Annotated in this window: 12 protein-coding genes and 1 pseudogene; 7 read left to right on the forward strand and 6 right to left on the reverse strand. The window is 44.1% G+C overall.

Annotated elements, in window-relative coordinates:
- Window positions 1-38: 38 nt before the first annotated feature.
- The 3 genes from ACX0G9_RS18575 to ACX0G9_RS18585 all read right to left on the reverse strand — a co-directional run bounded on the left by ACX0G9_RS18575 (window position 39) and on the right by ACX0G9_RS18585 (window position 2229).
- Entirely contained in the window at window positions 39-1124 is a 1086-nt protein-coding gene (locus ACX0G9_RS18575) for an amidohydrolase family protein (RefSeq protein WP_459066447.1), read from the reverse strand.
- Between the two features lie 73 nt (window positions 1125-1197).
- Complete coding sequence (locus ACX0G9_RS18580; RefSeq protein ID WP_459066448.1) at window positions 1198-1632, reverse strand: hypothetical protein; 435 nt, start codon at window positions 1630-1632, stop codon at window positions 1198-1200.
- An 84-nt stretch (window positions 1633-1716) separates the two neighbouring features.
- Complete coding sequence (locus tag ACX0G9_RS18585; protein WP_459066449.1) at window positions 1717-2229, reverse strand: alpha-ketoglutarate-dependent dioxygenase AlkB; 513 nt, start codon at window positions 2227-2229, stop codon at window positions 1717-1719.
- 130 nt (window positions 2230-2359) lie between these two features.
- Between ACX0G9_RS18585 and ACX0G9_RS18590 the strand changes: the two genes are divergently transcribed.
- Window positions 2360-2809 (forward strand): RDD family protein, encoded by a 450-nt coding sequence (locus ACX0G9_RS18590; RefSeq protein ID WP_459066450.1) that lies wholly within the window; start codon window positions 2360-2362, stop codon window positions 2807-2809.
- Window positions 2810-2948: 139 nt separating this feature from the next.
- Window positions 2949-5339 carry an ABC transporter permease gene (locus ACX0G9_RS18595; protein ID WP_459066451.1) on the forward strand — a complete coding sequence of 797 codons (2391 nt, stop codon included), beginning with the start codon at window positions 2949-2951 and terminating at the stop codon, window positions 5337-5339.
- A gap of 8 nt (window positions 5340-5347) precedes the next feature.
- On the opposite strand, the gene ACX0G9_RS18600 is transcribed toward ACX0G9_RS18595, so the two are convergent.
- A complete protein-coding gene (locus tag ACX0G9_RS18600; RefSeq protein ID WP_459066452.1) occupies window positions 5348-8071 on the reverse strand; it encodes an outer membrane beta-barrel protein in 2724 nt (907 codons plus the stop codon).
- Between the two features lie 189 nt (window positions 8072-8260).
- On the opposite strand from ACX0G9_RS18600, the pseudogene trmB reads away from it, so the two are divergent.
- The 5 genes and pseudogenes from trmB to ACX0G9_RS18625 form a co-directional block, all read left to right on the forward strand.
- Window positions 8261-8881 (forward strand): annotated as a pseudogene (gene trmB / locus ACX0G9_RS18605) (tRNA (guanosine(46)-N7)-methyltransferase TrmB); the annotation flags it as partial.
- Between the two features lie 184 nt (window positions 8882-9065).
- A complete protein-coding gene (locus ACX0G9_RS18610; protein ID WP_459066453.1) occupies window positions 9066-9266 on the forward strand; it encodes a DUF5522 domain-containing protein in 201 nt (66 codons plus the stop codon).
- Window positions 9247-9732: an MGMT family protein gene (locus tag ACX0G9_RS18615; protein ID WP_459066454.1), complete on the forward strand. Its 486-nt coding sequence runs from the start codon at window positions 9247-9249 to the stop codon at window positions 9730-9732. Before ACX0G9_RS18610 ends, ACX0G9_RS18615 begins: the two co-directional genes overlap by 20 nt.
- A 60-nt stretch (window positions 9733-9792) precedes the next feature.
- Window positions 9793-10686 carry a helix-turn-helix domain-containing protein gene (locus ACX0G9_RS18620; RefSeq protein WP_459066455.1) on the forward strand — a complete coding sequence of 298 codons (894 nt, stop codon included), beginning with the start codon at window positions 9793-9795 and terminating at the stop codon, window positions 10684-10686.
- A gap of 123 nt (window positions 10687-10809) precedes the next feature.
- Window positions 10810-11514: an SDR family NAD(P)-dependent oxidoreductase gene (locus ACX0G9_RS18625; protein WP_459066456.1), complete on the forward strand. Its 705-nt coding sequence runs from the start codon at window positions 10810-10812 to the stop codon at window positions 11512-11514.
- On the opposite strand, the gene ACX0G9_RS18630 is transcribed toward ACX0G9_RS18625, so the two are convergent.
- Window positions 11453-12367: a bestrophin family protein gene (locus tag ACX0G9_RS18630; RefSeq protein ID WP_459066457.1), complete on the reverse strand. Its 915-nt coding sequence runs from the start codon at window positions 12365-12367 to the stop codon at window positions 11453-11455. The two genes, ACX0G9_RS18625 and ACX0G9_RS18630, sit on opposite strands and share 62 nt — an antisense overlap.
- Before the next feature lie 12 nt (window positions 12368-12379).
- Entirely contained in the window at window positions 12380-12895 is a 516-nt protein-coding gene (locus tag ACX0G9_RS18635) for a hypothetical protein (RefSeq protein WP_459066458.1), read from the reverse strand.
- Between the last annotated feature and the right edge of the window lie 52 nt (window positions 12896-12947).

The following is a 12947-nucleotide window of genomic DNA, read 5'->3' on the forward strand; positions in this document are numbered from 1 at the left end:
CAATGTAATTTCAAATATTCGGTTTTAGTTGTTTTTTATTATCCAATTATTCTAAGCGCATTATCCCGATATAGTTTTTTTAATACCTTATCCTCTAAATCAAGGCCATAAAGTGGCCAATGATATTTGAACAATTGGTGTTCGTAAATATGCTCGTCAGCAGATTCCAATAGTCTGAAAGAAGCCTGGTATAGTTGTGTCGCATAATCCATGGTATTGGAAGGATCGTATCCGAGATCGCTGCCAAATATTATCCGATCCTGATACTTTTCAAAGAAAGCCTTTGCATAACGGGGTACAGCGGCCACTTCTTTTAAACGTGAACTTATATCGGCATATAGATTGGGATAACTATCTAACATTTTTCCAATCAATTTCAAGTCGTGCGAGCAATTTGCCAGGTGGCAGGCTATAAATACGGTATTGGGATGTTTGTGAACGGCATGTTCAAGTGTCTCCAGCAATTGTGCATGACTTAGTATGCCTTCCTTATTCATATCTATACGCCAATTGTAGGCATTCATCATACCATCGTTGTGAATATCCATAGGCAAATACATCCAAAAAGGATCAGCCACATGCACGCTTACAGGAAGTCCCAGCGCACCGCAAGCCTCGAGTAACGGATCCATACGTAAATCGTCCAGATGCATGCCATAGCCCGGCACCGGGCTGGAATAAAACTCACCAAGCCCTTTATCCCCTAATTCACCAACTCCCGTGGCGCCCTTATCATGGCAGCGTTTCAGTTCAGCCAATGCATTGTCTATCCAATTATTTCCCGGTTTATCGTAGCCGGTATAATCAAAGCCGCACCATATGGAAAAACGATCTCCAAATGGCTCGAATCGGGTAATAATGTCATTAAATGCAGCGCCCGTTTCAAAAGAAAGAATTATACTCTTTTCCACATTTGCCGCATCCATCCTGGCTACCCAGTCTCCAATATTGGTATCAGGCTGCCAGGCATGCGTATGCATGTCGATGGCAGCATAGCGTGCATTGGGAACAAGGGTTATAGTCGTATTGAAAATAGATTCCGGTCGATAATCTTTCAGCCTTATGTTTTCAGGCGAGCCAGGTACATCACCTAAAGGTGAGGGCTTTACTTCTTTTAAATTCATGCTATGTATTTAATAAGCTATTCTGGACTGGTCTGGGATACAAGTATTTTTCTTATAGAAAGTATTCGTCCTGTCATTTAATCCTAACTTGATAAAACCCACGTTCTTTAAAATAAAAATCTTTATTGATTAAATCGCTACCATTGATTACTTCTCTGGATTGCGGAAGTTCAATAACATCGCCAGCCCAGCATCCGTATATTTCAACGTGTACATCATTTGAGTAATTACCTATATAATCAAGTAGATCCTGATGGTTTTTCTGTTCTTTATTCTGCTCCTTATTATCCTCATCAACTACGTCAAGCCATTCGCCATCCGCCAAAAGAGCATGTCTGAATCCGCAGCCACACCCCTGATCGGTTCCAACATACAAAACGTTAGATTGTGAGAAATGGCTTCTTACTGCGTATTCCGACTCGTCTAATTCTTTTGTATTAAATGCAGGTGAACGCTTATCAAAATTAATTCGGGGCATCTGATTATTAGCACCTAAATATAGGGTCATGCACATGGCTAGTCAATTTATTAAATTTTTCTAATGTAAGTAATCCAATTCCCCTAAGGGCACCGAGTTACAATTCTCTTGTTTTTATTTAATATTCCTGAACGTCAAACTGATCCTTCCATTTTCGGTATCCGATTTCGGAATAGCATGTTCCCAAACATCCTGGATTTCCTGTGCCATATAAATTAAACTTCCAGGCTGCAATTCATATTCCAAAATCGTTTCCGGATTCATTTTATTCCGGAATTTTAATTTCCTGGCTTCACCAATGGAGACAATAGCAATCCCTGTATTTTCTTTCAAAATGTCGGTCTGATCAGCATGGTAACCCATTTTTGATTTACCATCCGGGTAATAATTAATCAGGCAATTATTCGGCGTAAAACCTATAATAAAGCTTAGCCGTTTATTTATATCCGATAAAACAGGTAAAAACTCTTGAAACGGATAGGCCATTTGGGAATAATTATAGGCTTTCCCATAGCTGGCCGTCTTTCTGGTACCCATTCTTTCGTCCCAATTGACAGAAGAGACCAAATACTTAAACAGCTCATGCGGTTTGTCAATAAATCCTTCGTAATAGGTTATTCCCGTCATCGGTTAAAGTTGGATTTTTCACTCCCACAAACATAAAAAGCAAAGATTTTCCTATCAAGATATATAGAAATTAGTAACTAAATTCACTCATTTTATTCAAAAGGCTTTATTCAAAAGAAACATACATTTCATGAGATATGCGTACACTTCCAAACGGGTAGGAGCAACCCTGATCGACTACACCTTATTTTTTGCATTAGTAATTTTTTATATTGTCATGGTTGGAACCAGGGACGAAGAAGGAGTTTATAGGGTAACTGGCATTCCTGCCCTGATTTTATTCTTGTTTTGGTTCCTTTATTTTGTCATAACCGAACAATATATGGATGGCACCCTTGGTCATCAGATTTTTAAGTTAAGGGTCATTTCCCGGGATGGTCAACCCGTAACGCTGGGTCAAACTATCATCCGCAGGGTTTGTGATGCGCTCGAAATCTCATGGTGCTTTGGATCTATCGCCTTTTTACTGGTGAAGTCTACAGATCAAAACCAGCGATTGGGAGATTTGCTGGCCAAAACAAGGGTTATAGGCAAAAAGGACACCGCAGAGGAAATAAAATTCGAGTTTGAAGAGGTATAATTTTAGCCGGACGAGTCAAGAAATGAAAAAATGAAACACTTCCTGTATCATAAACGAACGATCCCGGACCATCTTTAGTCAATAAATCATTGATTAATAAAATCTTGCAAACCCGGCATCAGCTTAGCTGAATAAAATCATGCTAAAAAACTATTTCAGAACTGCCTGGCGAAACCTAACCAAAAACAGGATCTACAGTTTTTTGAATATCGTTGGCCTTGCTGCAGGTATGGCGGTTGCCTTGTTGATCGCCTTATGGGCATTTAATGAGTTCTCCTACGATCGTTTTTTACCCAACTACATTCAATTATACCAGGTAAAGGTCAACTTTACCAGCCAGCATGATGGAACGCATACCCAAAACGCCATCGCCCTTCCGCTGGCAGATATACTAAGAAAGGATATCCCCGGGATCAAAAGGGTTGCTGAATCGGATTGGCTGGGTGATGAGCAACACGGATTAATGGTAGGTAACAAAAAACTTTTCCTGAAGGGCGGAGCTGCAGGTTCTGATTTTTTAACTATGTTTCAGTTCCCTTTATGGAAAGGAAACCGGAGTAACTTATTAAAAGACCCCAATTCCATAGTGATCGATCAATCGACCGCAAAAGCCTTTTTTGGAGAGAATGACCCGATCGATAAAATTATCAGGATCGATAATAGTACAAATGTAAAAGTGACCGGGGTGATGAAGGATATACCGGCCAATTCCTCCTTTCGATTCAGTTTCCTGCTGCCCTTCAGTTTTGATGAGCAAACCCAGGAATGGATGAAATCCGCCCGCACGACCTGGACAAATAATTCGTTCCAGATCTTTGTTGAGCTGGAGGCCGGTGTCAGTAAAACACAAATTGCATCCAAAATAAAAGACCTGGTATATCAGCACAGCTCTCAAATGAGGCCGGCAAAACCGGAAATCATACTTCATCCGCTGAAGGACTGGCATCTTTACTCCGATTTTAAGAACGGGAAAGTGGCCGGAGGTTTTATTGATTATGTACGCATGTTCAGTATTATCGGAATTTTGGTATTACTCATCGCATGTATCAACTTCATGAATCTTTCGACCGCCAGATCCGAGCAACGGGCAAAAGAAGTGGGCGTCAGAAAAGCTGTAGGATCACAAAGGTCCGACCTGATCTTCCAGTTCTTAACGGAATCCATTCTAATCGCCTTGCTGGCCTTTTTGTTATCGCTTTTGCTGGTTCAGCTAGTCCTTCCCTACTTTAATACCCTAACCGGCAACGCCATTCTAATCCCTTATTCCAATCCAGTTTTCTGGTGTTCCATGCTCGGCTACGTGCTGATCACGGGTTTATTAGCCGGAAGCAGGCCTGCCTTTTATTTATCCTCCTTCAATGCGGTTAAGGTTTTAAAAGGTGGCAGCCGATTGGGGAAATCGGCCGCATTGCCCAGGAAAATCCTGGTAGTGGTGCAGTTCTCTTGTTCGATTGCCCTGATTATCAGTACGCTTATTGTTTACAGGCAGATCCAATATGCAAAAAACCGTCCTACCGGTTATAATGCCGACCGGCTGATGATGACCAGTATGAGCGAAGACCTTAATAAGAATTATGAGGCTTTAAAAAACGAACTCCTGCAATCCGGAATAGTAGAGAATATCACCGAAGCATCCAGCCCGGTAACAGGGGTATACAGCCACTTTTCCCTTGATAACTGGCCAGGCAAAAATGCGGGGGAAGAGTCCGTCAATATTGGAACACTTTTCGTTTCCGATAGTTATTTCCGGACTGTAGGCATGAAACTTCAGACAGGAACGGATTTTTCGACTAACTGGAGTGCCGACACATCGAGCGTTATTCTCAATGAGGCGGCCGTTAATCGAATTGGTTTAAAAAATCCAATTGGCCGGGAAATCGTCTGGAACGGCAGTTCAACACCCGTCCGGATCATTGGCGTTGTAAAAGATGCCTTGATGGAATCTCCTTTTACCCCTGTCGCCCCGGCAATATTTTCACATGTACAATGGGGAAGGGTGATGTTGTATCGTTTATCACCGGAAGCCAAAACTCAGGAGGCCATTGTAAAACTTACCCGGCTGTTCGACAAGTATAATCCTGCCTATCCTTATAGTTACCAGTTTGTCGATGAAGAGTATAGGCATAAGTTTAATCTCGAAATGCTGGTAGGAAAACTTGCGGGTATCTTTGCCGGATTAGCCATTTTTATTTCCTGTCTTGGATTGTTTGGGCTTGCGGCCTATGTTTCAGAACAACGGACCAAGGAAATTGGGATCAGAAAGGTACTTGGCGCTTCCATCCCCCAGATATGGATGTTGCTTTCCGGAGAGTTTTTCCTTTTAGTGTTCATCAGTTGCCTGATCGCGTCTCCGGTGGCGCTCTATTTTCTTCAAAACTGGCTGCACAAATATGATTACCGCATTACCATTGGTCCGGCCGTATTTGTCTTTTCCGCCCTCATAGCACTTTTGATCACCCTGGTGACGATCAGTTTCCAGGCCATCAAAGCTGCGTTGGCCAATCCGGTCCGAAGTCTGAAAACCGGGTGAGTTCCTGTCTATGCCTTCTTAACCGGAAATTTTCGGAAATTATAGGCGAGGCTTAGCAAAAAAAGCCGGCCTGGAAGATTGCTGCTGCTCGTCTGGATAAAGTTCAGCCCTACGAATTGCGTATAACTGGTACTGTTATTCAGCAGATCATAGGCAGAAAGCCGGAGTTTCCAGTTTTCCTGGTGGAACAGGGACTTGGCGATGCTGGCATTCCAGAGGGATACGGCACGGGCGGACAAACCGGCTTGTTTCCCGGTAACCTGCAGGGTATAATTGCTGGAAAGGGAAAGCCCTCCGGGGAGACGCCATGCAGCATCCAGATCGTAATGGCTGACCCAGGAATTGGAATTGGGATTGGAATTGATGGAATACCTGGCACCATTATAATCGATGGCGGCAACCCCGTCGATATACAGCTTATCTTTCAAATGATAACCGATCCGCAGCTGACTTCCCCATCCCATATTATTGGTAATATTTTCGCCTCCGTTTAACAGGCTCAGATCCCGGCCATATCTGCCGTGCATGGAAATATTGCCATTTCCGCTGTGTGATAGCCCTGTTCCAGGTTTGCCGAGGGGAAAGCCATAATCCACATTGGCGTTCAAGCTATAATTTCCACTGGTATTTACGAATTGAAGTTGCTGAACGCCTCCTGATAGAATGGTCGTGGCAGTAGTGATTTTGTTTTCCGTATAATTTCCTGAAAGGGAAGCCTGGAGATTGGTATAATTTTCCTGGTTAAACTGAGCGTAATTGACGCCCAGGTTATGATCGAACTGTTGCTTCAGATCCGGGTTGCCGACACGGACGAAGAAAGGATTGGTAATATCCGGAAGGGGTTGCAGCTGATCGATGGAAGGGGCAGTACTGTTGCCGGAATAAGACAGATTAAGGTTTCGCCCCTGCCCCAGGGCATAAAGCAGCGAGGCCCGGGGATACCAATTAGTGAAATGCTGGACCAGATGACTATGCAGGGTATAGTTATTATTATCCAGGTTGGTGAATTGTGCAGCTACACCAAGCTGATACTGGAATTTACCATTGACCAGGTTATAACCCACCCCTAGTCGATGGACAGTGTTGCGGGCCTGAAAATGATTGGAGGTAGTCGTATCTGCCTTATCGTAATTGCCGGTGGTGCTATCGTAATCAAAGGAGTTTTTATCGGAGCGGCTGGAAGAGCTGTTAACGCTATAATTAAGATCCAGGACCTGGTGGGCGGCCAGGGGTTCCGTATACGTCACCGACAGCCCATAGTTGTTGCCGGAACCCGTTTGATTCGATTGTTGGTTGATGATCTTTTGCTGAAGACGATTGGCCGTACTATCGAAATTATCGACCAGAGAATAAGTGGATGCCGGTTGGCGCTGGTTGGTGACCGAATGATTCAGGCCAATTAGAAATAAACGTCCTTGTTTTTTAAAATTACGCCGGTATTCCAGGTCATTGCTCAGGTTTATATTTCTGGAATCGTTGCTATTGACTGACCGGCCGGCATTACTGGTATAAGCGTCAGCAGGCTTACTCGTGAGGATCGATACCGTATCCCCATAAACGCTGGTCATATTGTTTTGGGAAAATGAACCCCGGTACTCAAGGAGATTAAAACTGTCAATTTTATAAGTGGCGAAAGCATTGGCATTTCCGGAGTGCATATCGTTGGAAGAATAACCCGAACGGCTTTCCACCAGGGAGGAATCGGCGAGGAATGTCTGTTTCGTAGAGGTTTGTGCCGTCTTGGACAAAACAGAATTATACCCGGCCGCAACGGAATAACTTAATTTTTTGCCAACCTCTTCCCGAAGATTTAGTTGCGCACTACCCATGGTTTGCCGGCCGGATGGGCGGAAGGAAGTCCGGGTATCGGTACCGGTGAATTGGTTACTGATATTATTCGCATTAGCGGTAGCAGATATCCAGCGGGATCCACCCAGGTTGGTAATTGACCCGCCAACCGAATAAGCATCGTTCTCTCCTTTATCATTTCCAATACCGCCATAGATGTTCCCGAAATAACCACGTTTCCGGTCCTTCTTCAGTTTTACATTGATCGTTTTGGTTCCTGTACGGTCCTTGATCCCGGTTAGTTTGCCCCTGTCTGTCTGGGTATCATAAGCTTCGATCTGGGCGACAATATCGGAAGGAAGATTGCGGGTGCCGGTCTTAAGATCCCCGAGGAAAAATTCTTTCCCGTCCAGATAAATTTTATCAACTTTTTTCCCCTGCATGGTGACATTACCATCTTTGTCGACCTCGACACCGGGTAACCGGCGAAGGAGATCCTCTACGGTTGAGTTGGGACGTAAGGCATAGGCGCCGGCATTAAAGGCAATCGTATCATTATGTACAATGGCCGGTGGAATCGTTGCCCGGACCACGACTTCGGCCAGACCGGTGGAAGTGGGAACCAACAATATGTTCTTAACGGTTTCCGTAACGGCTGATTTATCCAGTTTAATGGTAAAGGTATCTGTCCGGTAGCCCAGGTGAGAGGCAAGCATAAGATAAGATCCGGGTTTCAGGTCCTTGAACAAAAACCCGTTCTTGCGGTTTACCTGAAATTGCAGATCCGTGGTATCGGGAAGATGGACCATAATAAGGGTCGCCCCATCCAAAAAAGCCCGGGAACTACTGTCCTGCACCTTTCCCCTGATTGAAAAAAGGTTTTGGGCACGGGAAGCCTGCGAGCAAAAGCAAAGAATAAACAAACCGGCGATCTTCCTTAGCATGATAAATGATTGAGTTTATGGTAGTGTTTTCCCAATCATAAGAGGGGTAAAGATAGAAATAGGACTAAGAGCAGTCTCTTAAGAATATCATAAAATTTCATCCATACCCCTGCGGAGGATCGAAGACTCTCGTATCCTAAAACGCCCTGTTCTTTTCAAGACCCGATTTTTATCTAAATTTGCAGCCTCATGGGGCAAAAAAAGCTAATACGATTCGAAGCGATCAAATCATTTCCGAATGTCCTTCAATACCCGGAAGGTATGGCCGGTAAGTGGAACGAATTCTTTAAAAACGACCATCCGCTAACCCTTGAACTTGCCTGCGGCAAGGGAGAGTATGCTGTCGGATTGGCTAAACTATATCCGCAACGGAATTTTCTCGGGGTGGACCTGAAAGGGAATCGTCTCTATATCGGCGCCAAAAAATGCCTGGAAACTAAAATTGAAAACGCGGCTTTTTTGCGTACGAAGATCGATCAGATCCAGCTTTATTTTAATCCTGGCGAAGTGGAGGAGATCTGGTTAACCTTTCCCGATCCTCAGTTAAGAAAATCAAGGGCAAGGAGGCGGCTGACCCATCCCAAGTTTCTCCGTTTGTATCAGCAAATCCTTGTTCCTGGCGGTTTGATTCACTTAAAAACAGATTCACCGGTTCTCTATACCTTTACGAAATGGGTCATCGAACTTTGCCAGCTGACTGTGCTGGAAGATTCAGATAATATTTATGCGGCTCCGATGAAAGAAGAGCTGCAGATCAGGACTCATTATGAAGGGCTCGACATCGCTCAGAGCCGTCGGGTTCATTATTTATGTTTTACCCTCCCGACGGGTCTATTGCCCGATATAGACGAAGTATTGCATCAAAGGTTGATGGAAGTGGAAATTGGGGACGAAAGACCAGAAGGGCAAGATCCTGAAGAATCAGAACTTGAAGAACCAGAACCTGACGAAACTAAACCTGATGAAAATAAACCTGATGAAATAAACGCCGCACATGGAACCACTGATTGAAGGCGAAGATTATTATACCAATGAGCAGGGCTATATGGTATTTATGGAAAAATATCATTTGGAAAGAGGATATTGCTGTGGAAATGGATGCAAACACTGCCCTTATGATTTCGCAAAGGTGAGTGAACCCCGAAGAACCTTTCTCCTGGAGCAAAGAAAAATCTATGGCTATATCAAAAAGTAAAAAAAGCACTCCCAAAAAGAGTCCTCCCAAAAAGGACCTTACCAAAAAGGCTGTTTCCAAAAGCTCTGCTCCAAAAAGATCTGCCCCAAAAGGTTCACCTTTAAAAGAGCGGTTGACAGCCCTTACCCCTTCGGGCCGTAAGGATGAATCTTTTTTTGACCTGGTACATGAAGTCGCCCGGCAAATACCCCGCGGGCGTGTTACTTCCTACGGGGCTATTGCTGCCTGTCTGGGCACAAGGCTCTCGGCCAGGATGGTAGGCTGGGCCATGGCAGTTACTCCAAATGCGAAAAAACCGGTTCCCGCCCACCGGGTGGTCAACAGCATTGGCTTACTTTCTGGCAGACATCATTTCAAGCCACCAGAAAAAATGCAGCAATTACTGGAAAAAGAAGGCATTGCTGTTAAAAACGATAAGATAGTAGACTTTAAGAAGGTCTTCTGGGACCCTTCGCAGGAAATGTAGGTAACAGCCTTTGCATAATTTGATTTTCGGAAGATTGTTTGATTTTCGTAATTTTGGCAAATGGCAGCAACAGAAAGTCTGGAGGAATTTTACAAAAAAAAATTGAACGAAGTCCCTGCGGATCTGCAAAAAGGTACGGGACATTTTAATGTATTCCGGATAGAGGACTGTCTGGGTCCTAAAGGCAGCCCGCCAGTATACAGCAGAAGGGATTTTTATAAGATAAGCCTGGCCAGGGGGAAAAACCGTTATCATTATGCCGACAAAAGCCTGGAAACGACGGGTCCGACCCTTCTTTTCTTTAACCCCCGCGTACCATATGTCTTTGAATCCTTATCCGATAATACTACCGGTTTCTTTTGCATTTTTACCGGATCCTTTATTACCGAAAAAACCTTTGGGGATCTGCCGATGTTCGCTCCGGGAGGCACGCCCACCTATTCCATTACCAAGGAGCAGGACAGGGAGATCAGTGCCCTATATAAAAAAATGCTGGATGAGATTAACTCTGATTATGTCTATAAATATGACCTGCTTCGGAATTACGTGTATGAACTTGTTCATTATGCTTTAAAAATGCAGCCTGCCGAAGCGCTTTACCGGCATCCCGATGCCAATTCCAGGATCACAGCCGTCTTTACCGAATTACTGGAACGTCAGTTCCCCATAGAATCTCCCGGGCAACAATTCAGTATGCGTTCTGCAAAAGACTATGCAGATCAGCTTGCCGTTCATATCAACCATCTCAACCGGGCAGTAAAACAAACTACGGGCAAGACCACTACCGAGCATATTTCCGGAAGATTGTTATCGGAAGCCAAAGCCTTACTAAAACATACGGACTGGAATGTTTCCATGATCAGTTATTGTCTTGGATTCGAAGAACCCGCTCATTTCAATAATTTTTTCCGCAAAAAGACCCAACTTACCCCGTCTTCTTTTCGGGTTGTCTGATTATTGTCGGATTTTTCTCTGAATGTTATTTGCTTTTTGTTTGATTTTTGTAAGAATACGTTTGATTCCTGTAATGAGTCCTATGATGGTTGTTTGTAATTTTATCTGTCCAAAAATAAAATTATGAAAAACAGCAAAGTATGTCTCATCACCGGAGCGGACGAAGGACCGGGTCTTTTTCTCACTGAACGTCTTTTGGAGAAAGGCTATCAGGTGGCAGCCATCTGTCAGGGAAGATTCTTATCCGGTAGAGATCTTCTCCTGCTCAGCGCGGATCTTACCAATGAGAATGATGTTCAAAAGGCCATCCGGCAAACCTTCCGGAGGTTTGGGAAAATCGATATCGTTGTTAATGCAGCAGGATACCGTCCTTTTGAGAAGGAGTCCGGGTCTTGTTTGTGTACTTTTTCCGATAAGGCGGTCAGCGAGAATTTTGAAGAGCAATTATTCGGTAGTTTTCACGTGTTGAGACAGATCATGCCCCTTTTAAAAAAACAGGGTTCAGGACATATTTTTTCATTTCCTGATAGTTCGCGTATCTCATCTATTGCCGATACGGTCATCTATACAGCCACCCGGCTGGCTATTGAAAGTCTTTCGTCGAAACTGATCCGGGAATTAAAAACACTGGGCATCCGGTTCACCCTGCTGGATGCGGAACGATCCGGCCCCGGCTATGATAGGCAGCATTTCAGTGAGCCGGATCGTCATAAAAAGGACCTCTATAAATGGATCTTTCAAAAAATGGAAGCCGTTCAGCTCAATCCTATAACTCGTAATATCTCTTTTTATGAGAGAACTGTTCCGGATGATAGGGGGCATCGCTGATCATTTGTTTCAGGTCACGCTCGATCGTAAAACAAATTGCCGTCATTGGTGTATCCGTAGGTTTATTCTCGAAAGGGTCCTGGAGGTGAATAGCCATTTTTTCGATCAGGAAAAAAACCGCTGCGATAACAATTACGACCGGTACGCTCATAAACCCGAAAAAATCCACTACCGCAAAGGGCAGCAGCAGGAAAAAGAAAAGCAAAGAAAAATGGATATACAGGCTGTACGTAGCGGGAAATATCGTGTTTTTTATCCGCTCGCATTTCCCCATCGCGTCGCACAAACGGGAAAGGGTCCTGTCGATCTCCACCTGCTGATAGGAATTGATCCAGCCGTTATGCAAGGCCTTTTGTAACTCCTGGCCTTGTATTTCAAGGATAGCCATCGGAGAATTATTGAAATTCCGGACATGCTGCATTTCGCTCCTGGTAAGAAATTTTTCCATTCCAAATTGGCTGTCCTGGCCGCGTAAGGACCGGCTAAGACTGTAACACCAGGCAATCTGCCGCCGGATATAACGGGTCCTGAAAAAAACGATCTGCTCTCCTGGCTCAGGTTCACGGGCAAAAGCGCTGATCTGTCTGGCCAGGGATCTGCTGTCATTGACAATGGCCCCCCAGATAGTCCTCGCTTCCCACCATCGGTCGTAAGCCTGGTTGGAGCGAAAGGCAAGCAAAAGGGATATTACGGTACCCATGATCATGGGAATGGAAAGAGGAATGGCCAGGTGAGTAAAGTGAAATACCTTGTACAAAATAGCTACGCTGACCGTATATATGGTAACCAGGATTAATTCCGTTCTTATCTTTCCAATTATATACTTAATGGGTATATTTTTCTTCAGTAACATATGCTGGTGGTATTAAAGGGTAAAACTATGATCCATACTCGTCCGGGCATGGCTTTTATCCTCCCGGTATAACAAAGTGGTAAGGGTGCCGTATTCTTCTCTGTTTGTTTTATGCACATATACCAAGGGTAATTTGCAATTCACCAGGGCAGGAATGCACTTCACGGATTGCTGAAGTTTTTGTTTGTAATCATAGTCTTTAAGCAGGTAAATGGCCTGTATATTACGGGCTGTCATATAGTTCCGGAGGTATCCCCTTGAGTTCCCCCAGACAAATTCGAAAGAGAGGATATTGATGACCGGGGCATATTTTTTCCGGAGCATTTCCAATGCTTCCGAAAATTGAGGCTCCAATTTATCATAGGGCTTTTTATCCTGCAGAAATAAAAGGTCCATGATCCCCGAAGGCATGTACAGTGTGTGGATGATGTAAATATTGCATTTTTGTCCGACCGCCTGCTGACAGATCTCATGGATCGGATATAAAGATTGCAGGGTCAGATCTGTTGGTAAGAGTACACTTTTCATAATGTTGATTTTAAGGCAAGATGCACCCACGGGGTAAAGATCTGGTAAGACG

The organism is Flavitalea flava, from assembly GCF_054461575.1.